The sequence below is a fragment of the Thalassobellus sediminis genome, from assembly GCF_044386045.1.
In the GTDB taxonomy this organism is placed as follows: domain Bacteria; phylum Bacteroidota; class Bacteroidia; order Flavobacteriales; family Flavobacteriaceae; genus Thalassobellus; species Thalassobellus sediminis.
On record NZ_JBISCD010000040.1, the window covers coordinates 246,452 to 272,597 of the forward strand.

The window sequence follows — 26,146 nt, forward strand, 5'->3', positions numbered from 1 at the left end:
TAATTGCTTTAAGTTTTTCTGTTTATACTTAGTATGCTTAACTTTATCATGCATATACTAAACTATGAAAAAATTGAAATCACTTTTAGCTCTATTTATACTTTTAAGCCTATCATCATTTTCTCAAACACAAAAAAATACTGACAATACTTTTCATATAATAAACCCCGATTATGAGTTAAGTCCTCATACCGGAATAACTAAACAACACTGGAAAGATGCAGCTTTATATTTATTAGAAGGTGCTTTTAGTTACATCCATACTATGGATGACCCTATGAAATTCCCTAAACAAGCAGGAAAAAGTTACCCTCATGATGATAGACAGGTTCCTACTGAAAAACTTGAAGGCTTATGCAGAACATTATTTGTTGCAGCGCCTCTACTAAAAGAAAACCCATCATTAATCATTAATAATATTAAAGTTGCTGATTATTACAGATATCAAATTGAAAAATTGGTAGATTCTACAAGTGAATCATTTATTGTGCCTCGTGCTAAAAATGGAGGACCAAGTCAAAACTTAGTAGAGTTTGGAGCACTTGGTTTATCATTACTTATAAATTCTGAAATATTATGGGAAACTCTACCGCAAGATAAAAAAGATGCACTAGCAAAAACTATGCTTAGCTATGGCGATGGCCCTACAGTAGATTCTAACTGGAAATTTTTCAACATTTTTGTATTAAGCTTTTTTAAAGAACAAGGTTATGTTATAAATGAAAAATTACTAGTTGAATATCTTGAAAAATCATTAACACATTATAGAGGAGATGGCTGGTATAACGACAGTCCTGCTTACGATTATTATAGTATGTGGGCATTTCAAATGTATGGTGCCATTTGGTCTGAATATTTTGGGAACAAACATTATCCAGAAATAGCATATAAGTTTAAATCTAACTTTAACGATTTAAAAACTACCTACCCGTATTTGTTTAGTAAAAATGGCAATATGATTATGTGGGGACGAAGTATTAGCTATAGAATTGGAGCTATTGTACCATTCCCTTTAATGGGGTTTGAAAACGACCCAAATGTTAATTATGGGTGGATGCGAAGAATTTCATCGGGTGTTATAAAACAATTTTTAACGCATCCAGAATTCATGAAAGACCAAGTACCTACATTAGGGTTTTATGGTCCATTTGAACCTGCTGTTCAAAATTACAGTTGCCGTGGTAGTGTGTTTTGGATGGGAAAAGCATTTATGGGATTACTCGTTCCAGATGATAGTCCTTTTTGGACTGCAAAAGAAAATGAAGGCGCTTGGGAAGCAGAATTTAAGAACGATAAAGTGTCGAGTAAATTCATGAAAGGCTCAGAACTATTAATTACCGATTACCCAAATATTGGTGCTTCAGAAGTTCGCTCGTGGTGTCATGAAAAAGTAGCAGATGATTGGCAAAAATTCCGCTCTACAGAAAACTATAACCGATTATCCTACAGCAGTGCTTTTCCTTGGCAAGCCGATGGTGAAAACGGAGAAGTTGCTATGAATTATGTAATCAAAAACAAAAAAGAAGACTGGGAAGCTTTCAGATTATATACATTTAAAAAGTTTGAAGAAGGTGTTTATTACCGTGATGTCGTTTTAGAAACCAATAAAAATATAACATTTAATCTCGCTGAAATACCTTTAGATAATGGTATTTTAAGAATTGACAGGAACAATAGCACTGAACCAATTTCTATGAGATTAGGGCATTATGCCTTACCAAAATTAGATAAAGACATTATAAAAACTACGAAAAAAGTAAAAGGAAAAATAGTTACCATTATAGACAATGGCAACTATCAATTAGCCATGATTCCTCTTTTAGGCTGGAATAAAACTGAAGTTGTTTCAACAAAGGACTTACATCCTGAAAGTGAAAATAGTCAGGTTATTAATGTGTCGGCTACTTTTAATCCAAATTCTGAATTAAACATTTATGCAACATTAATGCTTTGGAAAAAATCTGGAGAAAAATGGACAAAAAAAGAACTTTTTCCTGTTAAAAACATTAAACAATTTAACAATTCTAACAATGTTATTATTCATCTGAAAAATAACAAAAAAACTGTAATAAAATATGATTAATCAATTAAAGAGCAGCTTAATAATACTAGCAACTTTAGCATTATTCACGAACAATACAATACATTCTCAAGAAAATAAATTACAACAAGAATCTCCTGCTGAGGTTAGAGCATTTTTTGTGTCTTCAATAGTTAAAATAGGCGACCCTTTATTAGATGCCTTAAGCAAAAATAAATTAAAAAAACTAATGCCAGTTGAAAAATCTCCGGGTGCTTGGGATGAACGTACACATGTTACGTATTTAGAAGGATTTGGAAGATTATTATCTGGTATGGCGCCTTGGTTAGAACTAGGTCCAGACAAAACAGACGAAGGTAAGTTAAGAGCAAAATATATTGCTTTAGCTCATAAATGTATTCATAATGCAACAAACCCTGAATCACCAGATTTTATGAATTTCAATAATGATAAACAACCTTTAGTTGATGCTGCTTTTTTTGCACAAGCACTAATTAGAGCACCAAAACAATTGTGGGAGCCTTTAGACGAAAAAACAAAACAAAATGTAATTAATGCTTTAAAATCTACAAGAGTAATAAAACCATATTATAGTAACTGGCTCCTTTTTTCAGGAATGGTAGAAGCTGCATTACTAAAATTTGATGCTGGGGCAGATATGATGCGATTAGACTACCCATTAAACAAACACAAAGAATGGTATTTAGGTGATAGTATGTATGGAGACGGACCTAATTTTCATTGGGACTATTATAACAGCTTCGTTATTCAACCAATGATTCTTGATATTTTAAAGGTGTTAAATGAAAAAGACAAAAATGTTAAAAAGGATTATGATGTGGCATTAAAACGAGCTAAACGTTATGCCGCAATTCAAGAACGATTAATTTCTCCAGATGGGACCTATCCTCCTATTGGTCGATCGTTAGCTTATAGATTTGGAGCATTTCAATTATTATCTCAAATAGCACTTTGGCAAGAATTACCTAAAGAAATCACTCCTGCTCAAGTACGTTCTGCATTATATGCAATGGTAAACAATCAAATAAATGCTCCCGATACTTTCGATAAAAAAGGTTGGCTCCAAATTGGGTTATATGGCCACCAACCAAATATTGGCGAAGGCTATATTTCTACAGGTAGTTTGTATTTATGTTCTGAAGCTTTTATGATTCTTGGCTTACCCTCAAATAATGAATTTTGGAGTAACCCTTACCAGCCATGGACTCAAAAGAAAATTTGGTCAGGTGTAAAAATTCCAATCGACCATGCAATAAAAAACTAATAATTAAACAACTTATTATAAGTTAACTATTTGATTTTTAATCATTAAAATAAAAACGAAACTCATTTTGTCCCCCATTTTAAGCTGATTTTCATCCTTTAACTAAGTTTAATTTAATGTTATTTTACATAAACTAAATTAAAAACTTAAACTAAATGAGAAAAATTGCCTTCTCTATATGCTTATTAACAATAAGCATATCAACTTCATATGCCCAAACCAGAGCATCATTTCTTTTAGAAACCGAATCTGAAGTTTTAAAAACCAACAATACATCTAAATTTTATGATAATATTAATTTGTGTGTTACTCAACATATAAATTAATAAGCTATACAAGCAATTGATCAAGATTTACACACTCTAAAAAAAGCGTCTTTGATTAATAATAAAAATTTAAACTATTGTAAAAATATAAATTAAAAAAACTAAACGAAAATGAGAAAATTAATACGAATTTTAAACATAGTTCTAATACTTACCACAGGACAACTCTTTTCTCAAGAGCCCAATTTAACACAAAAAGCAAGCTTACCTACCACACTTCTGACATCAGAAACATTTAATGGTTCTAATGTAGTAGACACAATACACCTTCCTATTGATATGTATGAAAACATGTCATTAGAAATAAAAGCAACTATTAATTCTGCAGATGGTAGGGGATTAGATTTTGACCTTCGTAGTAAAGATTTTACAGGTTTTAGAACCTCATTGAATACAGAAAAACTTCAATGGTCAACACCTTTATCTAGCAGTTATATGATGAACTTTTCTTCAACAGAAGAGCAAACTATTCGCTATGCTATAGAAGGAAATACGGTTCATATTTATCAAAATGGTAGTTATATTGAATCTAAAAATTTAGAAACCATTTATGACATAGTAAATGGTATTGAAAACACGAATCCGGATCTTTCCTCTATGACAGAAGGTCCAAACATAACCGAAAATGCCTTTGGAAACTTAACAACTCAAACACCATTACAAGCAGGCTGGAACAATAATGGTACAGGAAGTGTTCCATGGAATACACCAAATAGTAGTTCGGGAGTAAGATTTACAAATCTTCTAAATAACAATTTAACTTATAATGGACAAACATACACTGAAAGTAATCATTTTATGTTGATGCGCTGGGAAAGCGGCGTAACAAATGGCTCATCTTATTACTATCCTGTAACACTAGAGGCCAATACAACCTACAACCTAAGTTCATTATATACTTATTGGGGTAATGGTTCTTCTGGTACTTTTAAAATAAGCGCAAGTAAAGAAACAACAGGAAACAATTTGATAGGAGAATTTTCTACTAGTTCAGCCAATGGAAATCAAAGAAAATTAAGTAATGGCAATATGGCTTTTACAACAACAGAAGCTGGAACTTATTATTTGTTATTTGAAAATGACGGTGGAGGAATATGGCTTGTTGGAAACTTATCGCTCAAAAAATTTGGAGCACAGCCTCGAATTATTTTAGGAAAAAATTATCCAGATGGAGCAGTTAACATGCAAATATCATCTGTAACTTTTGATGCTTCAGGATCCTATGCTCCTGTTATAACAGGAAATGAACCTAGAAATTCTGTAAATATAACTGATGAAGATTATACCATAGCTAGTTTTATTAATTCTGATATTACGGTATCTGGAAAATCTGACATACACATAACGGGCACAAACCCGCTTCGTAATAGTTCTGTTAATTTAACATCAAACGATTCTTGGTTATATATTGAACGAATTAAGCCTTCTATCTTTCTAGATGCAGCAAATCCTTGGTTAGATGCTGTAAAAATAAATGGACAACAATTTGATCCTAATAAAGATAGAATAGGTATTTACGCGTCTGGTTGTGTAATTATTCCAAACGGAAAATTAGCAATGCAAAATGCACTTACTATTTATACTGAAGAAAGTTTTGGTGGAACTTCTATGGATTTAGAAGTTGAAACTTACCATAATAATTTGGGAGCTTTTGATAATAATGTAAAATCTTTTAAACTTAAGAAAGGTTTCGCTGTAACTTTAGCAAACAACACAAATGGAACTGGGTTTAGTAAAATGTATATTGCTAGTGATGAAGATCTTGAAGTATCAACATTACCTGAAGGCTTTATTGCAAGCGCAACAGACCAAAGTAGTTTTGTCTCATTTATAAGAGTTTTTAAATGGCAATGGAATTCTAAAAAAGGGCTTGCAAATAAATTAGCTGGAGATGCTAATTATCAAGCAAGTCCTACCATAACATACAATTGGTCTGCAGGAGGCGATACAGAAAGTGTAGATGCTACTTTTGTTCCAATGAGACATAACCTTGGTTGGGATTCATTCACTAAAATTAACGCATCAACAAATGTATCACATGTATTAGGGTATAATGAACCAGCAAGACCAGACCAAGCAAACATGAGTGTAGCTTCTGCCATAAATCAATGGCCAGAAATTTTTAAATCTGGTTTAAGAATTGGTTCACCGGCACCTGCAGCTATAGGTAGCTCGTGGTTAAATGAGTTTATGCAAATTTGTAATGAATTAAACTACCGTGTAGATTTTATTGCTTTTCATGCTTATCAAGACCAACCTACTAGTTGGTGGTCTTGGAATATTTCAACCGCTGCTATAGGCGGAAGACCTGTATGGATTACCGAATGGAATAATGGCGCAAACTGGACAAATGGTGCAGATGCATCAAAATGGCCAGATGCTAGCGGACCAAGAATTTATCCTAATGGAGACCCAATATTAGATGATAACGGCGTACAAAAAACAGGTTCATTACCACTTACTCCAGCGAATGCAGAAAGAAACAAGGTTAAACTAGAACAAATTTTATCTTACTTTGAAAGTAATGATTTAGTTGAACATCACTTCTTATATCAATGGGTAAATGATGCTAGATCTCTTGAGCTTGGTGGACAAATTACACCTGCTGGTGAAATGTTTGGAGAATTTAATTCTGGTACTGGGTTTAAAAAATATAAAGAATACAATCACCAATGGAAAATTGCTCCGCCATGGTTAAAACCAAGTTTTTCTGATGATTATAGTCAAAGTGTAATTTCTTGGTACGACCATAATGGAGAAACAGGAAAAAACTACATTTTAGAAAGAAAAACAGATACAGAAACAAGCTTTACACCTATTGCAACTATAATTAAAGGTGATGATTACGTTGCAGGAGAATCAGTAACTTATTTTGATAACCTAACATATAATTCTGCAAAATACAGAGTAAGAGCAACTAGTTATAAAGACAGTCAATCTTCATATTCAAGAGAAGTTGAGATTGTAATTGACCAACCGGCTACTGCACCAATTTTAACAGGGCAAGCGCTTTCAGGAACAATTATTGAACTTAATTGGAATAATGCTGCCAATGCAAAACTATATAACATTACGCGCTCTAACACTATAGATGGTGTGTATCAATTAATAGCTGAAAATTACGATGGCACTAATTTTCAAGATGAAAACTTAACAGCAACAACAACATATTTCTACAAAGTTGCTGGAGTAAATAGTTCTGGAGAAGGCGAATATTCTCAAGCAATTGAAGTTACAACTAATGATATTAGCGCTCCTGGTGCAATAAATAATATTTATATTTCTTCGGGAGATGCTACAAATATTATTACCTGGGATTTTGTTTTCGACACATCTTATACAGTATCAAGATCAGAAAGTGCTAACGGTCCATTTACAGAAGTTTCTAACAATTTTTCAGGAACAAAATTTGTTGACAATACAGGTATTGTAAATGGTAATACTTATTACTACAAAGTACAACCATTTAATACGCTGGGTACTGGTCCAGAATCTAATGTTTTAGTTGCTAATCCTAAAAGCGGGCAACATGCTAAATTTACTTTCAATGAGAATACTGGAGCAACAGCCTATGATGAATGGGGTGGTTTTCATGGTGAATTAAAAAACATTCCTGTATGGTCTACAGGAAATAATGGTAGTGCTGTTACATTATCTGAAACCGATGAATCTTATATACAAGTTGGAGATAATATTGTAGCTAATCTTACCGATTTTACTATTACATCCTGGTTTAAAACGCCTGCAGTAACTGATAATTATTTGCGTCTCTTTGATTTTGGATCGGGAGGTTCTGCTTTTATGCTATTAATACCAAAAGCAAATGAGACACAATCAAGATTTATAATTGATCCTTTATCCGGTAGTAGATATAATGTTTACATGACATGCGATTTCCCTGTAGATGAATGGGTTCATGTTGCTTTAACATTAGAAGGCACTACTTTTAAATATTTTGTTAATGGAGAATTAGTTTTTACAGATGCTAATTGTATTTTGACGCCTTCTGATGTGGGGCCAACAAATCAAAACTATTTAGGAAAATCTCAACAATCACAAGATATTTACACTAATTTTAGTTATGATGATTTTAGAATATATAATTATGCTTTAGCTGAAGCCGATGTTACTAAACTCTCTAATAATGAAAACCTTGCTGTTACTGCATTAGATGGCAGTAATGAACATACCGCTAAAGTTTATCCTAATCCAACCAATGGTGGTGAGGATATTAATATTAAATTTAATAGCGCAGGAGTTCAATATAAAAATGCAACGATATCTATTTATAATGTTTTAGGTGAACTTGTAAAAACAAAAAGAATGAATATTAGTAATAAAATAAAAATAAAAGCTCCTCAATCAAATGGTATTTATTTCATAGATATAAGGGCAGAAAATTTTTCGAAAAAACTAAAAGTTATTATTAAGTAATGTGTTAGTATTCAAAAACTTTAAAGTTTTTTATAAAAAGGGTTCAACTTGTAGAAAGTTGAACCCTTTTTTATTTAAGGCTACAAAACTTGTTTTAATATCAAAACAAAATTGAATATCTATTTAAAATTCTTCTACCACGCATCTAATACAAACTCCAAATAATAGAAGTGAAAAATTTAAATTGTATATAGAAAAGGTACAAAAAAAGCCTTATCTAATAAAAGATAAGGCTTTTGTACTGAAGACGGGACTTGAACCCGTACGTCCTAATGGACATTGGATTTTAAGTCCAACGTGTCTACCAATTCCACCACTTCAGCTTGGTATATTTTAAGAAAGTCTCAGAGCGAAAGACGGGATTTGAACCCGCGACCCCCACCTTGGCAAGGTGATGCTCTACCCCTGAGCTACTTTCGCAGTCTTTTAATGAACGAAGCAACATTGCTATTGCGGATGCAAATTTAAAACTTTTATAGAAACTGCAAAGCCTTTTTGAAAAATAAATGAAATTATTTTTAAGCGCGCTTTTTCTTAACCAACATACGTTTAATTTCATTTAATTTCATGAGCGCTTCAACTGGCGTAAGTGTATCAATATCAATGTGTAATATTTCGTCTTTAATATTTTCTAGTAAAGGGTCGTCTAAATTAAAAAAACTGAGCTGCATCTCATCTTCCATTGATTTTACCTTATCGGTAAGCTCTTCACTTGAATGTGACTTTTCTAATTTCTTCAAAACCTGATTTGCACGTCGTAAAACTTGCTGTGGCATTCCTGCCATTTTTGCAACATGAATACCAAAACTATGTTCACTACCTCCTTCTACAAGCTTTCTTAAAAAAAGCACATTGTCTTTTAATTCTTTTACTGAAACATTGAAGTTTTTAATACGCTCAAATGTTTCACTCATTTCATTAAGCTCATGATAGTGTGTTGCAAAAAGCGTTTTTGGTTTTGCAGGGTGTTCATGTAAATATTCACTAATAGCCCAAGCTATAGAAATACCATCGTAAGTACTCGTACCACGACCAATTTCGTCTAACAGAACCAAGCTCCTATCTGAAATATTATTTAATATAGAAGCTGTTTCATTCATTTCTACCATAAAGGTCGATTCACCCATAGAAATATTATCGCTAGCTCCTACTCTAGTAAAAATTTTATCTACTAAACCTATTCTAGCCTCTTTTGCGGGAACAAAACTTCCCATTTGAGCCAATAATACAATGAGTGCTGTTTGACGTAAAATTGCCGACTTACCAGACATGTTAGGTCCCGTAATCATAATAATTTGCTGAGTGCTTCTATCTAAAAACACATTATTAGCAATATAAGCTTCACCAATTGGTAATTGCTTTTCAATAACCGGGTGGCGACCATCTTTAATATCTAAATCGAAAGAATCATCAATAACAGGATATACATACTTATTATCTTTAGCTAGTTGTGCAAACCCACACAAACAATCTAACTGCCCTACTAAAAATGCATTTTGTTGTACTGGTTTTATATATTGACTTAACCAACTAACCAACTCTGAAAATAATTGTTGCTCAATAGTCTGAATTCTATCTTCGGCACCTAAAATTTTAGCTTCGTATTCTTTAAGTTCTTCAGTAATATAACGTTCAGCATTTACTAAGGTTTGCTTTCTAATCCATTCTTCTGGCACTTTATCTTTATGGCTATTACGCACTTCAATATAATATCCAAATACATTGTTAGATGCTATTTTAAGCGATGTAATACCTGTGCGTTCGCTTTCACGCGCCAACATATTATCAAGATAATCTTTTCCAGATTTAGATAACCCTCGTAATTCATCCAACTCAGCTGAAAAACCGGCAGCAATACTATTCCCTTTTAAAACATTTACGGGAGCTTCTTCGTTAAGTGTTTCTTTTATTTTTTCGCGAAGCACTTCACAACTTTGTAAAGTATCTCCAATAATTTTTAAAGAGTCATTATCGCAATTAGATGCCAATAATTTTATAGGCACAATAGCTTCTAAAGAATTTTTAAGTTGAATCACTTCACGAGGATTCACCTTTGCTGTGGCTACTTTAGAAATTAAACGTTCTAAATCGCCAATAAGCTTAATATGATTCTGTATTTTTTGAAGCACGGTGTTTTCCTTAGTTAAAAAACTAACCACTTCATGACGTTGTTTTATTTTTTCAACATTTTTTAAAGGCAATGCCAACCAACGTTTTAAAAGCCTTCCACCCATAGGCGAAATGGTTTTATCAATAACATTTAAAAGTGTTACCGCATTATTATTGGTAGAATTATAAAGCTCTAAATTTCTAATGGTGAATTTATCCATCCACACATAATCATCTTCTGAAATTCTAGATATGGAAGCAATATGTTGTAATTTATTATGCTGTGTTTCGCCTAAATAATGTAAAATAGAACCCGACGCAATAATACCTTCATGCAAATCGTCAATACCAAAACCTTTTAAAGTTTTAGTATCAAAATGCTTTATTAAAGTTTCATTTGCATAATCGGTTTGATAAATCCAATCTTCTAAATAAAATGTATGAAAATCGTCTCCAAAAGTATCGTTAAAAGTGGTTCGTTTTTGTTTAGAAACCAACACTTCGCTCGGATTAAAATTTTGCAATAACTTATCTATGTACTCGGCATTTCCTTGAGACGTTAAAAACTCGCCTGTAGAAATATCTAAAAACGAAATGCCTATATATTTTTTATCAAAATAAACCGAACACAAAAAGTTATTAGACTTAGATACTAAAACCTCATCGTTTAGAGCGACACCTGGTGTAACCAACTCGGTAACCCCACGTTTTACAATAGACTTCGTTTGTTTAGGATCTTCTAACTGATCGCAAATAGCAACACGTTGCCCTGCTTTTACCAACTTAGGCAAATAGGTGTTTATAGAATGATGCGGAAACCCTGCTAACTCTATTTCACTCTCGCTACCAGCACCTCGTTTAGTTAAAATAATACCTAAAATACCGGCAGTTTTAATAGCATCTTCACCAAAGGTTTCATAAAAATCGCCTACACGAAACAACAATAAAGCATCAGGATATTTTGCCTTAATGGTATTATATTGTTTCATTAACGGTGTTTCCTTCTTAGTTTTGGTTTTTGCTGTCAAAAAAGTAAAATTTTAATTCTGATTTTGTCTCAGGCGAATTTAGTCAATTCAGAAGATGTTATAAAATTATGTTAAAAATAAAATTCTATTTGCTAATGCTTAAGAGATTAAATAAGATTTCTTAGTTTTGAACTATATAACAACATAATATTCCCATACAAACATGAAAAAAGTAATTTTATTAAGCTTTGCTTTACTAGGAATGACAACCGTAAGCATTGGTCAAACCGTTACAAAAACGACACCTACTGAAGAAGCTGCCACTAAAGATGGTGCTAAAATTGAATTCGAATCTGAAACTATAGATTATGGAACTATTGAGCACAATGCTGATGGCAATAGAGAGTTTAAATTTACCAATACAGGTAATGCTCCTTTAGTAATTACAAACGCCAAAGGATCTTGTGGATGTACAGTTCCTACATGGCCAAAAGAGCCAATTGCTCCTGGAGCATCTGCTGTAATTAAAGTAAAATATGCTACTAACAGAACTGGGATTATTTCTAAAAGTGTTACAATAACTTCAAATGCAGTAAATGCACCTACTAAAGTACTTCGTATTAAAGGCAAAGTTAATCCTCCTGTTGTAGAGGCTGAAAAATAATTATTATTTAAAAAATGATATAAAAACTTCCTTTTAAAAAGGAAGTTTTTTTTTGGATATTTGCAACATGCGGAAACTAAAAAATAGTGAATTAGATAGATTAAGTGTTGATGCTTTTAAAGGCGCAAAAAAAACACCCATTATTATTATACTAGACAATATTAGAAGTTTAAATAATATAGGTTCGGTATTTAGAACAAGTGATGCCTTTTTAATTGAAAAAATTTATCTCTGCGGAATTACGGCAACGCCTCCTCACAAAGACATACACAAAACAGCATTAGGAAGTACCGATACAGTAGATTGGGAATATGCTGAAAACACCATAGATTTAATTGAAAAATTAAAAACCGAAAACATAAAAATTTGTACTATTGAACAAGCCGAAAACACTATTATGCTTAATGATTTTACTCCTGAAACAAATATAACATATGCCTTAGTATTTGGTAACGAAGTAAAAGGCGTTGCTCAAGAGGTAGTTTCTGCAAGTGATATAATTATTGAAATCCCTCAATTTGGCACCAAACATTCTTTAAATATTTCGGTGAGTTGTGGCGTTGTTGTTTGGGATGTGTTTAGTAAATTAAAAAGTTTATAAAACACTTATTAGTAACAGAAGGTTTTACATTTTGTTCTTATAAAATAAACCGCTGAACAAAATAAATATCTTTTTAGTTTTTAAAAGTATAGTTTTATCTTTCTAAACTAAATGAACACTTTAAATGAGACATTTTATTGCCTTAATTTCAATTCTATTATTTTTTAATTGTAAAAATGAAACGCATTCTGGAGTAGATTATAGCAAATTAGAATCTATCCCGACTAAAGAACAAGTAGGACAGTTAGTATTGCCAGATACTATTGCACCTGTATCTGCTCCTTTTAAAATGCCTGTATTTGAAAAACCAATATTTCCAGATAGAAGTATTAATATTTTAGACCAAGGTGCAGATACTTCAAAACTAGTTACAACCACTATCCAAAATGCAATAAATGAGATAAGTGCTTTAGGTGGTGGGACTGTTATTATACCTAAAGGAGATTGGAAAACAGGTCGGATTTCATTAAAAAGCAATGTAAATCTTCATCTTGAAGAAGGCGCCATTTTAAATTTTAGCACCGACGTAAAAGATTATCAACCAGCCGTATTTACACGTATAGAAAGCTTAGAAGTGATGTCGCTTGCAGCTTGTATATATGCCAACAACCAAGAAAATATAGCTATTACAGGAAAAGGGAAACTTATAGGCCCATACAGCGGAGAAATAAAAAAACGCTCTTATATGAAGCCTATTGAAGGACTTATAGATTTAAGCAAACCTGCTAAAGAACGTATTCATGACGGCTCGAAAGAAGATTGGATATTTCCTCCAAAATTCATATCACCTATAAATTGTAAAAAGGTTTATATTGAAGGGGTTTCATTAGAAAACACTGCCTTTTGGAATATTGTTCCTGTGTATTGTGATAATGTAATTATAAGAGGGGTTTCTGTAAATTCTGAAGGCATTCCTCGTGGCGATGGTATTGATATTGAATCATCAAAAAATGTCCTTATCGAATATTGCACATTAAGTACAGGTGATGATGCCTTTACTATGAAATCTGGACGTGGTGAAGATGGTTTAAAAGTAAACAAAGCAACCGAAAACGTCGTGGTACGTTATTGCTTAGCTCGAAAAGGTCATGGAGGTATTACTTGCGGAAGCGAAACAGCAGGAACCATTCGCAATTTATACGTACATGATTGTGTATTTGATGGCACTGGTGTAGGTATCCGATTTAAAACTCGACGACCAAGAGGTGGCGGTGGTGAAAATTTATATTATGATAGAATTAGAATGAATTTGGAATATACAGCTATCAAATGGGATATGCTAGGAAAACGTTCATACGTAGGTTTGTTGGCCGATAGACTTCCAATACGAGAAGTAAATAACTTAACGCCATTTTATCGAAACATTTCAATAACCAATATCATTATTGAAAATAGCACCCATTTTCTAAAAGCATATGGTATACCAGAATCGCCACTTAATAACTTAACCATAGACAATGTTGATGCTAAATGCACTGAACTTATACTTGCAAACGATATTAAAAATATTCAAATTAAAAACAGTAGCATACAAACAACAGAATCTGTAGTAGATGTGGTTGGAGGTGAAAAAATAACGCTTGATAATATAGTTTTTAAAACCAATGCTGAAACATTAAGCATGCCTAAGGAAACCATTCAACTTAATGATATCCATTTTAGTACAGAAGATTAATTTAAAATTTGATAAATTAGCTAAAAATCATTTATCATGAAACATTCATAACTAAACTTTCCATACTCAAGGAAATGATAAAAGGAATGTTACATGTGACGGGTAAAACATAATTATCTTATACTCATGAAAAATCTATTTTTAAGTCTGTGTTTATTACTTACTGTTTGTTTCTCATTAACAGCACAAGAAACACCTGAAAACGAAAAAGTTAAAAAAGAATATGCTATTGAAAACTGTGTTTCTACACTCACAATGGACAAAACCATCCCAACAAAAGTGGGTTATCAATATTGGTTTGCGGACAAAGATTTTTTAGACGGCAGAACTTTAAAAATGAGCGTTGTAGCTCCAGGAAAAGCAACGCATCCACCTCACAAACATGTTGAAGACGAGTTCTTTTTTGTAGTAGAAGGTACTGCCGAATTTTATTTAGATGGCAAAACTACAATAGCAGGCGCATATACAAGTTTTTACTGTCCTTCTTGGATGGAGCATGGTATTAAAAATGTTGGCGATACCGAATTGAAATATTTAGTGATTAAAAAGTACCAGAAATAAGGGCTTTCTTTAAGCATAAAATTGTAAACTAATTAACAAACCAAATAATAATAAATGAAAAAGGTTTTTGTTCAATTAGAATCTGGTCGCGGTTATGGGCGTGATTTACTCAAAGGTATCCATGAATACAACAATCAATTTTCTAATTGGGAAATTATTTTTGAACCTGCCTACTACCTTAAAACATCACAAACAAAAGACATTAGCAAACTCATTAAACTCATGAAACCTGACGGTTGTATTCTTGAGAATATTGATAATATGTCTGTAATTACCGAACTGAGTGTCCCTTTTATTCAGGCTAACAGTATGGCATATATTGATAGCTCGCCATATCTTAAAGGTAACTATGAAGCAGATGGAAAAATGGCTGTTGATTATTTTTTATCTCATGGTTTTAAAAATCTAGCTTTTTTTGGTTTGAAAAATTTAGCTTGGTCTGATGGCAGACTCATAAGTTTTAAAAACCACGCTGCATTAAACGGTATTACTATTTCTAGCTATTTAGCAGAAGTTAAATCGAAGAAAGCATTAATATCTGATTTTGAAAATATAATAGCTTGGTTAAAATCTTTACCCAAACCCATTGGTATATTATGTTGTAATGATGATTTTGGACAAATGTTAATTAATGCCTGCTCTATTGGGGGTTTAAAAATTCCGTATGAAATAGCCATTTTAGGCATTGATGATGATGAACTATTATGCAATATGACACATCCAAAATTGTCTAGCATTTCACGAAATCATTCCAAAGCAGCATATAATGCTTGTAAAGTTTTAGACCGCATGATGCATGGAGAAATTATAAAATATTTTATGATTCCAACAGAACCTTTAGGTATTGTTGAGCGCAGTTCTACAGACATTATTGCCTGTAATGACCCCGAAGTTATAAAAGCACTCCATTATATTAGAAACAACACACATTTAAATTTAACAGTAACTAATGTTGTTGATGTCACCAACATTAGCAGAAAAAGCTTGTATACGCGGTTTAAACAAGTAACAAAGAATACTATTTACGAAGAAATTCAATTTAATAAACTCAAAAAGTTTAAAGAGCTTCTTAAGAATCAGAATTTATCAGTTAAAGAAATTGCCTTCCGTCTAGGATTTGAAGATGCCAACCACGTAAGTAGATGGTTTTCTGCCATTGAAGGCATACCGCCTAATAAATGGCGAAATGAAAATTTATAATTACATATCGCAGTTTTTCTTACCATACTCGAAATACTTATAGCCTAATCCAAATTCTTGATGTCCTAACATTTCAGACTTTGTTTGTTGCCCATTAATTACCTCTTCAATAAGCATATAAATTTCATCTCCCAGCGTATCTAATGAAGCTCCTTCTGTAATTATTTTACCCGAGTTTATATCCATATCGCCTGCTAAATTCTCATAAGTTTTCGGGTTTCCGCAAACTTTAATCACAGGAGATATTGCAGACCCCACTACAGAGCCTCTACCAGTTGAAAATAGTATAATATGACAACCACTAGCAATCATTTCTACAATTTCAGTATTGTCGTTAATATTAGGAAATCCCCATAAAGCATCACCATCTGGCACCACATCCATAAAATACAAACCAGCCTCTGTTGGTCGTTCTCCTGGACGAATTAAAGCCTTAATAGGCGAACTACCACTTTTTGAATACGATCCTAAAGATTTTTCTTCAATAGTTGTTAAACCGCCAACAGCGTTTCCTGCCGAAAAACTATCATGTCCCATTTTTTTATAATAATTATCCGCTTTTTTTATACAGGCTACTAATTGGTTTCCAACCTCCTCATTTTCGGCTCTTTCTGCCATTAAATGTTCGCAACCCATTAACTCTCCTGGTTCTTCAAACATACAAATAGCATCATTTGCAATTAGTTTATCGAATGCTTTTCCAATAGATGGATTTGCAGTAAATCCACTCGTCGCATCAGATCCTCCACAAATAGTTCCAACCATTAAGTCTGAAATTTTAAAATCGACTTTCTTCGTGTTTTTTAGCTCAGAAATAAAACCATTTACAATAGCAATTCCAGATTGCACAGACGTTAGTGTACCTCCAGATTCTTGGATTACTAATTTTTCAACAGGTCTTCCTGACTCGGAAATATATTTAGACAATTCATTTCTATTAAAATTTTCACAACCTAAAGACACCAAAAGAACAGCACCTACATTAGGATGCGTGCAAAGATTTTCCATCATATTTTGTGCATAATCATTAGGAGCACAACCACTAAAACCTATTAAATGAACTTCTTGTCCTTTAAACTCAGAAACTATTAAACGTGCTACATGATTTGCACACTCTACTAAGTAGGCAACAACAATAACATTACGAATACCTTTTCTTCCGTCTTTCCTTAAATATCCCTGCATTTTATAAACTTAACTTTTATAGAAAAACATTATTTCTCATTAACAACTAAATAATCTGTTTCTAGATTATGACTATGTACATGCTCGCCAGCAGATATGTGTTGCGTAACACTTCCAATAGAAAGTCCGTATTTTAATATTTTCTCTCCTTTTTCAATGGACTTTATAGCTATTTTATGACCAAAACCAATAGCTACTTTTAATTGTATTTCTTTTCCGTTTACACTAATAACAGTATCGGCTTCAAAGTTTTTTAAAGCAATAACAATATTATCATTAGGATGTAACTGAACAAAATTTTCCATCTTAGTTTTCAATAGGTTTTATTTCTGGAATCATTAGTTTTAATATCAACCAAGCTAATAAATACATGGTACTTGCAATTACAAAGATAAGGGTATAACTCCCACTAATATCTAAAACAAGCCCCACAAACGATGCAGCAAAAGCACCACCAATAGCTCCTGTAAATCCAGAAAGCCCAACCATAGTAGCCACTGCCTTTTTAGGATAAATATCTGAAACTACTGTAAAAATATTAGACGCCCATCCTTGGTGAGCTGCTGTGGCAAACCCAATAATAACAACAACAATCCAAAGATTATTAAACTGAGTAGCAAAAATTAAAGGTAGTACCAACATCGCACAAATTAAGATGGCTGTTTTTCTGGCAAAATCGATTGATTTGCCAATTTTTATAAATTTAGAAGATAATCCGCCACCAAAAATACCGCCAATACTAGCCATGGTATAAATTACAATAAGTGGCATGATGGAATCTTTTAAATCGATATTTTGAGTTTTGTTTAAAAAATCGGGAGCCCAAAAAAGGAAAAACCACCAAACCCAATCCGTAAAAAAACGCGATAAACAAATAGCATAAGTTTGTCTGTATTTAAATAAAGATCCCCAAGTGATTTCTTTACTATTTATTGTTTCTGCAACAGTATCTGTATCATTATCAGATAAAATATAAGCTAATTCTTTAGCTGAAACTTTTTTATGTTTTTCTGGTGTTCTATAAATTAAAAGCCAAAAAATAATCCAAACAAAACCTAATAAACCAGTAATAATAAATGCCCATTTCCAATTTAAAGAAAGTGTAATACCTACAACAATTAAAGGCGCCACAATAGCACCAATATTAGAACCGGAATTAAAAATACCAGTCGCTAAAGCGCGTTCTTTTTTTGGAAACCATTCTGCCACCGTTTTTACGGCTGCTGGAAAATTAGCTGCTTCTCCAACACCTAAAATAGACCTCATAATACCAAAACCCATAACTGAATTTACAACGGCATGTAATACAGCACCAACACTCCAAACTATAATAGCTAACGTATAGCCTAGTCGAGAACCTAGCTTATCTAATAGTCTCCCACTAATTAAAAGCCCTATAGCATAGGCAATCTGAAATGCTGTTACAATGTATCCGTAATCGGCCTCTGTCCAATTTAAATCCTTTTCAATAAAAGGTTTCAGTAACCCTATAACTTGCCTATCTATATAATTAATAGTAGTTGCAAAAAATAGCAAGGCGACTATAACCCATCTTATTTTAGAATCTTTTGTGTTATTAATTGTGGTGGTGGTTTTAGTTGGCATTTTATGGTTTTTAGTTGGTTATTAGAATCCTCCAGCGGCACCTCCATCAACAGGAAGGAATACACCGTTTATATATTTTCCAGCATCAGACGCTAAGTAAAGAGCAGCATTACCAATATCTTCTGGCATTCCAAATTTACCTGTAGGGATCCTGCTTAAAATTTTAGTTTTTCTCGGTAAATCATGATCTATAGCTTTATGCAACATGGGCGATTCTATCCATCCTGGAGCAATAATATTTACGCGCACATTATCTACGGCAAGTTCTGCAACCAAGCCTCTCGTCATTCCTAAAAGTGCAGCTTTAGCAGTAGAATAAGCCACTACTTGTTTCATTCCCATAATAGCTGTCATAGAACTAATAAGAATAACAGATCCGTGTTGTCTTTCTATCATTCGTTTTGAAAATGCTCTGGTAAGCGCAAAAACACTCATTAAATGCACATTCAAAATACCTAAAAACTCACTATCAGTAGTATCAACTGCATTTTTTTTCAAATGAGCACCTGCACAATTTATTAAAATATCAACAGCTCCCCAATTACTTTCAATGTCTTCAACAAGTTCTGGAACTTTATCTAAATCACTTACATCAAACGATTTACACTTACAGTTATCTCCTAATATTTCTTTAGCATCAATTAACTTCTGCTCGCTTCTTCCAATTATTAAAACCTCAGCGCCTGCATCAATAAATGTATTTGCAATACCTAAACCTATACCGCTTCCACCTCCTGTAATGACTGCTTTTTTTCCTTCTAAACTAAATGCTTTCATTTTCATTCTATTTATTACATGATACCAAATTTCTCAAAAGCCTCCACGGTACTCATACCGTCTTGAAGTGCTTTTAAAACTAATTTTTCCCCTCGTGCTTTTTCTAAAGCTTTTTCAAAAACTTCATCTTGAATTTCTTGCGGAACAATAACAACGCCATCTAAATCGCCATAAATAATATCGCCTGGATTAATTCTAACATTGCCTATTTCTATAGGTACTCTGTAATCTATCACTTTTCCTCGAGGCCCTTGATCTTGTGCATAAGTTCCCATACTAAAAACAGGAAAACCGAGTCTTAAAACCTCATTTGTATCTCTTGAATAACCATCTACAACAGCTCCTGATGCTTTTAATTTCATAGCTCTTGTACTCATTAAACCACCCCAAAGTGCATAGCGTAACGAAGAGCCCGTACAAATGTATACTTCGTCTTCCTGAAGACTATCAAGCGCTTCAAACATGATTCCGAAAGGCTTATTAATATAATTGTTAGATGTTTTATCTAATTGCTCGCCAAAAACATCGGCTTCTAGCACTGGCATAGCTTTACCAAAAACAATCGATTTTGAATTTACTGGTTTTATTCCAGCGGGTAAAAACTGATGTAAATACCCCATTTTATCCATAACATCGCCTACCAAAGCCGTAAAGAGTTCTGTATGTGCAATGTCTTTAAGCTCCTTAAAGCTATTGTAATATTTCATTTGTTTATATTTAGTGTCGTATTTAGAACATAAGTATGCTTCAAAAATAATTAAGCATAACAATTTTACACTAACCTATATTTGTTATTTTACATCCATTTTGTGTAATTCTGTTGTAGAAAAACATCATAAAATGGAATAACTTGATTCTAAAGCTTAAAAAATCTAACTTCGTTTATAGAATTATTTAATAAGTGACAAAAAAAACAAAAACGCCTTGGCCAACAAAAGATGTCATGAACCAGATTTATGACAAGCATCTTTGGGGTGGAAAGGAATTCGATTTTTATTCTGGAGCAGGTTCTCATAATCCAGAAATTATAAACCCTTATTTAAAAGTTATAACTGCATTTTTACAATCGCATAATAACAACTTAATAGTTTGCGATTTAGGTTGTGGCGATTTTAATATTGGAAAACACCTCACTAAATACTCCAAAAGGTATATTGCCCTAGATATTGTTGAAAATCTTATAAAAAGAAACAAAACAATATTCAAAGAAGAAAACCTAGAATTTTATTGTTTGGATATTGTAAAAGATAAGCTTCCCCATGGAGACTGTATTATACTTAGGCAAGTACTTCAACATTTATCTAATAAAGAGATTGAAGAAGTCGTAAAAAAATTAACAGCTTACAAATACATTATTCTAACGGAACATATCCCATTTGCAAACTTTACCCCAAACAAAGACATTATTTCGGGACAAGGCATAAGACTAAAACAAAACAGTGGTGTTAATATATTAGAAGCCCCTTTTAATTTGAAGGTTAAAGTAAAAAAAGAACTTGGGGAACATGTTTTAAATGACAGGAAAGGGAGAATTGTAACGACTTTATTTGAAGTGTTTTAATAATAAATCTTGATTTTCTTATAAATTGACTTAAAAGGTTCTTTAAATTTAGTGTTTTCAAATCCAGTAATATCATCTACAAAATGTTCAACTGGTGAATATTCATTAACACAACTAAGCATCATTCCAATTTCTATATTTTTAAAATTACTTTTACCTTTTTCAAGTTTACCTCTAGTTGTCAATATTGGATAATAATATTCGTTCTTCCAACTCTTCGAATTCTCAGTCCATTTAGGAAACTCAATAGGTATTCTTTTTAAACGAATATTTAATAAATAAATGATCGCTTTACGTTCTTCATTATTTAAAATTAAGGTTTCCATTTATTCGCAAATCTCACCCAAAACCCACAAGTAATCACTTCGATTCTCAACAAAATCTCTGTCAGAGACATCAATAATTTTAACGTTGAAATCGGTTTGGGTTTTTAGAAACTCTAAATAGCCTGTGTTTATTTTTTCAAGATAATCATCGGCAATATTTTGTTCGTAATCGCGTCCGCGTTTTCTAATATTTGCTTGCAAACGTGCTGTGTTTTGGTATAAATACACATATAAATCTGGTTTACGCAACTCTTTATACATTAAATAAAAGAGTTTTCTATACAGCTTAAACTCATCGTCTTGCAAGGTAATTTTAGAAAATATAAGTGATTTAAACACATCGTAATCACTTATAATAAAATCTTTAAATAAATCGAGTTGCGATAAATCGTCAGAAATTTGCTGATACCTATCTGCAAGAAAAGACATTTCTAAAGGAAACGAATAACGCTGAGCATCTTCATAAAATTTTGGCAAAAACGGATTGTCGGCAAAACGTTCTAAAACAAGTTTCGCATTAAAATCGTGCGCTATTTTGGTTGCTAAACTGGTTTTTCCAGATCCAATATTGCCCTCAATTGCTATGTAATTATACTTAGCTAAATCACAAACTTTGCCCGGATTTTTAAGCCAAATCTTAATAGGTTCTAAAACCGATTCGTCTTCACATTCATCTAACAAAACAGATATTTCTGTTCCAAATTTTGGATGCTGCACTTTTGAAGCAATATCGTTAAGTGGCTGTAAAACAAACTTACGCTTACTCATTTCTTGGTGTGGCACTTGCAAAGTTTCTGTAGCTATAATCTTATCTTCAGCTAAAACAATATCTAAATCTATCGTTCTAGCTTCATAACCAGCTCCTTCATTTCGTGTTCTACCTAATTTTGTTTCAATATCCAACAAGTTATCGAGCACTTCTTGGGGTTGCAAATCACTTTCTAAAACCAAACAACAATTAAGAAAATCGTCACTTTCAAACCCCAATGCTGGCGATTTGTAAACTTTAGAAATCAACTTAATATTTCCAATACGTATATAAATAGCATCAGCGGCAGCTTGTAAATGCTTCAATTTATCGCCTTTATTACTTCCTAATGCGATATGATATGTTGTTGGTTTCACCATAGAAAGACAAAATAATGAAAAGTAAATGGTTTCCTTTATATTTACAGAAGCTATTTATTCACAAATTATATCGAAACAATATTCTTATATCATATAGCTCTAACTAATACCATAATAAGAAATCGAACTGACAAAAATATTTATTTACAAATTGTATGTCATTAAAAGATAAACTTGCCGCACAACGTATTTACATCCTCTTAGGAGCTTTGTTTATAACATCATTAGTGGTTTCAAACTTAATTTTCCAAAAATTCTTTTATTGGTACCCGTTTGATATTGAGATTTTTGGAAGTAAACTTTTCGAAATCTCCGTTGGCATCTTACCTTATCCTATCACTTTTTTAATAACCGACTTAATAAGCGAAATTTATGGTAAAAAACGAGCTAACGATGTTGTTGTTACTGGCATTTTTGCTTCATTGTTTTCCCTTCTTATTATATACACAGCCAGCAATGTTCCTGCAACTTCGTGGTCTTATGTAAAAGACGATATGTTTAATACCGTTTTTGGTAATTCAGCTATTGCTGTTTTTGCTAGTATGCTTACCTATTTATTTGCGCAATTTGTAGATATTCAAATCTATCATTTCTGGAAACGACTAACCAAAGGCAAACATTTATGGTTGCGAAATAATTTTTCAACTTGGTTTTCTCAATTTGTAGACACCTTTACTATTGTAACACTATTATGCTCTTTTGGCATTATTGATTGGGCAAATTTTAAAGGCTTACTTATTAGTGGTTTTCTTTTTAAAGTAATTATCGCTTTTTTAGACACGCCGTTTCTATATTTAGGCGTGTATTTATTTAGAAGACGCTTCAACTTAAAAGTGAATGAAGAAATAGATATGCTCTAATAATTTAGCATTAGATTAACGCACATGTAAGCTTTTATCGTCATTTTTACGTATATCTTTGTAAAATTCAAAGTTAAGAACCGAAAATTCATGAAAGAAACTTTAAAAATCTTAGGTATTAGCATTCTAATTATTTTAGCCCTTTTAATTGCTATTCCTTTTGCTTTTCAAGGACAAATAAAAGATATGGTGAAACGTTTTATAAACGAAAACGTAAATGCCCAAGTAGAATTTAGCGATGTTAGCTTAAGTTTTATTAAAAGTTTTCCGCAAGCGCATGTAAGCGTTAATGATCTGGCTATTACCAATTTTGAACCTTTTAAAGACGAAACCTTTGCTACGGCTAAAGATATTTCTTTTACTATGTCTATAAAAGAATTGTTTAAAAGTGCTAGTGACGGTCCTATTGTTGTAAAATCTATTGATATAGATGAAGCTTTAATTACCTTAAAAACAGATAAATTTGGTAACAATAATTACGATATTACCAAAGAAGATGAAAACCCTACTAAAGACACAACAGACTCAAATAGTTTTTCTTTTAGCTTAGAAAACTACAGTATTAATAATAGTGTCTTTACTTATATTGATGAAGCTTCTAATATTTTAGTGCAAATTTCTGAACTTAATCATAATGGAAACGGTATTTTTTCTACCGATAAATCTGAGTTAAACACCAAAAGTGATGCAAATATTAGTATCGCAATGGATAGCACGAATTATTTAAACAATAACGCCTTAAAACTAGATGCTATAATTGGTTTAGACCTTACCAATAGCATTTATACATTTAAAGATAACAAAGGCTTTATTAACCAATTGCCTTTAGAGTTTCAAGGGTATTTGAAATTGTTAGAAAACGGGCAAGAAATGGATATTACATTTGAAAACTCGGAATCTGATTTCAAAAATTTCTTAGCCTTAGTTCCTAAAGACTATTCAAAAAATATTGAAGACGTTGAAACTTCTGGCGATTTTAAAGTAAAAGGTATTATTAAAGGAGTCAGTTCAGATAACACTATTCCTCATTTAGATATTAATATAGCTTCAAACAACGCCTCTTTTAAATATCCAGATTTACCAAAACGTGTTGAAAACATTTCTATAAACACTTCCATAAAAAATACAACTGGAAACGTAGATGATACTTTTGTTTCTATAGAAAAATTGAATTTTAAAATTGATGATGATATTTTTAAATCATCGGCAACTATAAAAAACATCACTAAAAACATGTTTGTTAATGCTAATATTGATGGCGTTTTAAATTTAGCGAACATTACAAAAGTGTATCCTGTTGAATTATACAATACGCTAAGCGGTATTTTAAAAGTAAACATAAATACGGCGTTTGATATGAATGCCCTAGAAACCAATGCATACTCGCGCATTAAAAACAATGGTTCTGCGAGTATTACTGATTTTATATTCTCTTCGGAAGACATTGTAAACCCTATTCGTATTTATAATGCCAATATGAGTTTTAACCCTAGCACGGTTTCATTAAACAATTTTAAAGCAAAAACGGGAGATAGCGATTTAAATGCGACAGGAACCATTAAAAATCTATTAGGATTTTTATTAAGCGATAACACTTTAAAAGGTGATTTCAATGTGAATTCAAATTTGTTTAAAGTCAGTGATTTTATGACGGCAGATGAAGATGTTGCTACAGAAAACAAAACAACATCTCCTGAAGAATCGTTAAAAATACCAGCCTTTTTAGATTGTACTATTAATGCCAATGCAAAAACGGTTGTGTATGATAATTTGAATTTAAAAGATGTAAATGGAACGCTTTTAATAAAAGACCAACAAGCTAATTTAAGAGATTTAACATCTAGTTTATTTGATGGTGCATTATCTGTAGCTGGCAATGTATCAACAAAAAAAGAAACACCTACTTTTAATCTAGACCTCAATATAGATGGGTTTGACATTGGTGAATCTTTTAAAAATTTAGAATTGCTACAAAACTTAGCGCCCATTGCTAAACTGCTTCAAGGAAAATTAAATACAATCATTAATTTATCTGGAGATTTAGATTCAGAATTCACACCTAATTTAAGCACCGTTTCAGGTAATGCTTTAGCCGAATTATTAGCCACAAAAATAAACGCCAATCAAGGCGAATTATTTAACAAACTAGAAGGCGCTTTAGGTTTTATAGATTTTGATAAACTTGATTTAAAAGACTTAAAAACAAAATTTGAATTCGCAAACGGGAAAGTTAGTGTAAAACCTTTCGATTTAAAATATGAAGATATTGCCATCTCTGTTTCTGGTAGTCATGGTTTTGACAAAACACTAGATTACAATGCCATTTTTAATGTGCCTGCAAAATATTTAGGAAGTGACGTCAATCAATTAATTGGAAAAATTGATAGTGAGGACGCTAAAAACATTACAATTCCTGTTACAGCAAGTATTGGTGGGTCTTACACAAGTCCTACAGTTAAAACAGATTTAACAAGTGGTGTTTCAAACCTGACCAAACAACTTGTTGAAATTGAAAAACAAAAACTTCTTAACAAAGGAAAAGACAAGGTAGCAGATTTAATTGGCAATGTTATTGGAGGTAATAAAACAAAAACAGACTCTATAAAACAGCAACAAAACAATACTGTTAAAGATGTTTTAGGAGACATTATTGGTGGCAACAAAACAACTACTAAAACAGATACGACAAAAACCAATACCAATACAGCTATTAAAAATGTATTAGGAGGCTTATTAGACGGAAAGAAGAAACAAAAAGACACAATAAAATAACTATTTTTTAGCTTTTCTACCTTTCTATTATTAATTAATGGGGTCTATTTTAGCTGTTTACTCAATTA

20 protein-coding genes and 2 tRNA genes are annotated in these 26,146 nt (G+C 32.2%); 12 read left to right on the forward strand and 10 right to left on the reverse strand.

Annotated elements, in window-relative coordinates:
• Positions 1-64 precede the first annotated feature (64 nt).
• The 4 genes from ACH5TW_RS07860 (at position 65) to ACH5TW_RS07875 (ending at position 8,086) form a co-directional block, all read left to right on the forward strand.
• Positions 65-2,083 (forward strand): DUF2264 domain-containing protein, encoded by a 2,019-nt coding sequence (locus ACH5TW_RS07860; RefSeq protein WP_439335957.1) that lies wholly within the window; start codon positions 65-67, stop codon positions 2,081-2,083.
• On the forward strand, positions 2,076-3,326 hold the full coding sequence (locus ACH5TW_RS07865; protein WP_439335958.1) for a DUF2264 domain-containing protein: 1,251 nt from the start codon (positions 2,076-2,078) through the stop codon (positions 3,324-3,326). Before ACH5TW_RS07860 ends, ACH5TW_RS07865 begins: the two co-directional genes overlap by 8 nt.
• A gap of 155 nt (positions 3,327-3,481) precedes the next feature.
• Positions 3,482-3,652: a hypothetical protein gene (locus tag ACH5TW_RS07870; RefSeq protein WP_439335959.1), complete on the forward strand. Its 171-nt coding sequence runs from the start codon at positions 3,482-3,484 to the stop codon at positions 3,650-3,652.
• A gap of 111 nt (positions 3,653-3,763) precedes the next feature.
• Positions 3,764-8,086 carry a LamG-like jellyroll fold domain-containing protein gene (locus tag ACH5TW_RS07875; RefSeq protein WP_439335960.1) on the forward strand — a complete coding sequence of 1,441 codons (4,323 nt, stop codon included), beginning with the start codon at positions 3,764-3,766 and terminating at the stop codon, positions 8,084-8,086.
• A gap of 239 nt (positions 8,087-8,325) precedes the next feature.
• On the opposite strand, the gene ACH5TW_RS07880 is transcribed toward ACH5TW_RS07875, so the two are convergent.
• From ACH5TW_RS07880 to mutS, 3 genes are all read right to left on the reverse strand, one after another.
• Positions 8,326-8,409, reverse strand: a tRNA-Leu gene (locus ACH5TW_RS07880).
• Positions 8,410-8,434: 25 nt separating this feature from the next.
• Positions 8,435-8,506 (reverse strand) — tRNA-Gly (locus tag ACH5TW_RS07885).
• Between the two features lie 98 nt (positions 8,507-8,604).
• A complete protein-coding gene (gene mutS, locus ACH5TW_RS07890; RefSeq protein WP_439337498.1) occupies positions 8,605-11,184 on the reverse strand; it encodes a DNA mismatch repair protein MutS in 2,580 nt (859 codons plus the stop codon).
• 202 nt (positions 11,185-11,386) lie between these two features.
• On the opposite strand from mutS, the gene ACH5TW_RS07895 reads away from it, so the two are divergent.
• From ACH5TW_RS07895 to ACH5TW_RS07915, 5 genes are all read left to right on the forward strand, one after another.
• Positions 11,387-11,827 (forward strand): DUF1573 domain-containing protein, encoded by a 441-nt coding sequence (locus ACH5TW_RS07895; RefSeq protein WP_439335961.1) that lies wholly within the window; start codon positions 11,387-11,389, stop codon positions 11,825-11,827.
• 67 nt (positions 11,828-11,894) lie between these two features.
• Positions 11,895-12,428 carry an RNA methyltransferase gene (locus ACH5TW_RS07900; RefSeq protein WP_439335962.1) on the forward strand — a complete coding sequence of 178 codons (534 nt, stop codon included), beginning with the start codon at positions 11,895-11,897 and terminating at the stop codon, positions 12,426-12,428.
• Between the two features lie 124 nt (positions 12,429-12,552).
• Entirely contained in the window at positions 12,553-14,103 is a 1,551-nt protein-coding gene (locus tag ACH5TW_RS07905) for a glycoside hydrolase family 28 protein (RefSeq protein WP_439335963.1), read from the forward strand.
• 126 nt (positions 14,104-14,229) lie between these two features.
• Positions 14,230-14,664 (forward strand): cupin domain-containing protein, encoded by a 435-nt coding sequence (locus ACH5TW_RS07910; protein ID WP_439335964.1) that lies wholly within the window; start codon positions 14,230-14,232, stop codon positions 14,662-14,664.
• 54 nt (positions 14,665-14,718) lie between these two features.
• On the forward strand, positions 14,719-15,864 hold the full coding sequence (locus tag ACH5TW_RS07915) for a DNA-binding transcriptional regulator (RefSeq protein WP_439335965.1): 1,146 nt from the start codon (positions 14,719-14,721) through the stop codon (positions 15,862-15,864).
• On the opposite strand, the gene ACH5TW_RS07920 is transcribed toward ACH5TW_RS07915, so the two are convergent.
• Genes ACH5TW_RS07920 through ACH5TW_RS07940 form a run of 5 tightly spaced genes read right to left on the reverse strand, consistent with a single transcriptional unit; the run spans position 15,865 to position 20,138 of the window.
• A complete protein-coding gene (locus ACH5TW_RS07920) occupies positions 15,865-17,049 on the reverse strand; it encodes a UxaA family hydrolase (protein WP_439335966.1) in 1,185 nt (394 codons plus the stop codon).
• Positions 17,050-17,078: 29 nt separating this feature from the next.
• Positions 17,079-17,354: a UxaA family hydrolase gene (locus tag ACH5TW_RS07925; protein WP_439335967.1), complete on the reverse strand. Its 276-nt coding sequence runs from the start codon at positions 17,352-17,354 to the stop codon at positions 17,079-17,081.
• A 1-nt stretch (position 17,355) separates the two neighbouring features.
• Positions 17,356-18,654 (reverse strand): MFS transporter, encoded by a 1,299-nt coding sequence (locus ACH5TW_RS07930; RefSeq protein ID WP_439335968.1) that lies wholly within the window; start codon positions 18,652-18,654, stop codon positions 17,356-17,358.
• Positions 18,655-18,675: 21 nt separating this feature from the next.
• Entirely contained in the window at positions 18,676-19,431 is a 756-nt protein-coding gene (locus ACH5TW_RS07935) for an SDR family NAD(P)-dependent oxidoreductase (protein ID WP_439335969.1), read from the reverse strand.
• 14 nt (positions 19,432-19,445) lie between these two features.
• Positions 19,446-20,138: an RraA family protein gene (locus ACH5TW_RS07940; protein WP_439335970.1), complete on the reverse strand. Its 693-nt coding sequence runs from the start codon at positions 20,136-20,138 to the stop codon at positions 19,446-19,448.
• 194 nt (positions 20,139-20,332) lie between these two features.
• Between ACH5TW_RS07940 and ACH5TW_RS07945 the strand changes: the two genes are divergently transcribed.
• A complete protein-coding gene (locus ACH5TW_RS07945) occupies positions 20,333-20,992 on the forward strand; it encodes a class I SAM-dependent methyltransferase (protein ID WP_439335971.1) in 660 nt (219 codons plus the stop codon).
• On the opposite strand, the gene ACH5TW_RS07950 is transcribed toward ACH5TW_RS07945, so the two are convergent.
• A complete protein-coding gene (locus ACH5TW_RS07950; RefSeq protein WP_439335972.1) occupies positions 20,989-21,318 on the reverse strand; it encodes a hypothetical protein in 330 nt (109 codons plus the stop codon). The genes ACH5TW_RS07945 and ACH5TW_RS07950 overlap by 4 nt on opposite strands.
• Positions 21,319-22,446 carry a 2-amino-4-hydroxy-6-hydroxymethyldihydropteridine diphosphokinase gene (folK, locus tag ACH5TW_RS07955; RefSeq protein ID WP_439335973.1) on the reverse strand — a complete coding sequence of 376 codons (1,128 nt, stop codon included), beginning with the start codon at positions 22,444-22,446 and terminating at the stop codon, positions 21,319-21,321.
• A 155-nt stretch (positions 22,447-22,601) separates the two neighbouring features.
• Here folK and ACH5TW_RS07960 point away from each other — a divergent pair, with 155 nt between their 5' ends.
• Together ACH5TW_RS07960 and ACH5TW_RS07965 are read left to right on the forward strand one after the other, a co-directional pair.
• On the forward strand, positions 22,602-23,306 hold the full coding sequence (locus ACH5TW_RS07960; protein WP_439335974.1) for a queuosine precursor transporter: 705 nt from the start codon (positions 22,602-22,604) through the stop codon (positions 23,304-23,306).
• Between the two features lie 90 nt (positions 23,307-23,396).
• Positions 23,397-26,078, forward strand: coding sequence for an AsmA family protein (locus tag ACH5TW_RS07965; protein WP_439335975.1), 2,682 nt, complete (start codon positions 23,397-23,399; stop codon positions 26,076-26,078).
• Positions 26,079-26,146 lie beyond the last annotated feature (68 nt).

Bases quoted from the DNA above. Each gene is read 5' to 3' on its own strand.
- ACH5TW_RS07860 (WP_439335957.1), top strand. From the start codon at position 65: ATGAAAAAATTGAAATCACTTTTAGCTCTATTTATACTTTTAAGCCTA.
- ACH5TW_RS07865 (WP_439335958.1), top strand. From the start codon at position 2,076: ATGATTAATCAATTAAAGAGCAGCTTAATAATACTAGCAACTTTAGCA.
- ACH5TW_RS07870 (WP_439335959.1), top strand. From the start codon at position 3,482: ATGAGAAAAATTGCCTTCTCTATATGCTTATTAACAATAAGCATATCA.
- ACH5TW_RS07875 (WP_439335960.1), top strand. From the start codon at position 3,764: ATGAGAAAATTAATACGAATTTTAAACATAGTTCTAATACTTACCACA.
- mutS (WP_439337498.1), bottom strand. From the start codon at position 11,184: ATGAAACAATATAATACCATTAAGGCAAAATATCCTGATGCTTTATTG.
- ACH5TW_RS07895 (WP_439335961.1), top strand. From the start codon at position 11,387: ATGAAAAAAGTAATTTTATTAAGCTTTGCTTTACTAGGAATGACAACC.
- ACH5TW_RS07900 (WP_439335962.1), top strand. From the start codon at position 11,895: ATGCGGAAACTAAAAAATAGTGAATTAGATAGATTAAGTGTTGATGCT.
- ACH5TW_RS07905 (WP_439335963.1), top strand. From the start codon at position 12,553: ATGAGACATTTTATTGCCTTAATTTCAATTCTATTATTTTTTAATTGT.
- ACH5TW_RS07910 (WP_439335964.1), top strand. From the start codon at position 14,230: ATGAAAAATCTATTTTTAAGTCTGTGTTTATTACTTACTGTTTGTTTC.
- ACH5TW_RS07915 (WP_439335965.1), top strand. From the start codon at position 14,719: ATGAAAAAGGTTTTTGTTCAATTAGAATCTGGTCGCGGTTATGGGCGT.
- ACH5TW_RS07920 (WP_439335966.1), bottom strand. From the start codon at position 17,049: ATGCAGGGATATTTAAGGAAAGACGGAAGAAAAGGTATTCGTAATGTT.
- ACH5TW_RS07925 (WP_439335967.1), bottom strand. From the start codon at position 17,354: ATGGAAAATTTTGTTCAGTTACATCCTAATGATAATATTGTTATTGCT.
- ACH5TW_RS07930 (WP_439335968.1), bottom strand. From the start codon at position 18,654: ATGCCAACTAAAACCACCACCACAATTAATAACACAAAAGATTCTAAA.
- ACH5TW_RS07935 (WP_439335969.1), bottom strand. From the start codon at position 19,431: ATGAAAGCATTTAGTTTAGAAGGAAAAAAAGCAGTCATTACAGGAGGT.
- ACH5TW_RS07940 (WP_439335970.1), bottom strand. From the start codon at position 20,138: ATGAAATATTACAATAGCTTTAAGGAGCTTAAAGACATTGCACATACA.
- ACH5TW_RS07950 (WP_439335972.1), bottom strand. From the start codon at position 21,318: ATGGAAACCTTAATTTTAAATAATGAAGAACGTAAAGCGATCATTTAT.
- folK (WP_439335973.1), bottom strand. From the start codon at position 22,446: ATGGTGAAACCAACAACATATCATATCGCATTAGGAAGTAATAAAGGC.
- ACH5TW_RS07960 (WP_439335974.1), top strand. From the start codon at position 22,602: ATGTCATTAAAAGATAAACTTGCCGCACAACGTATTTACATCCTCTTA.
- ACH5TW_RS07965 (WP_439335975.1), top strand. From the start codon at position 23,397: ATGAAAGAAACTTTAAAAATCTTAGGTATTAGCATTCTAATTATTTTA.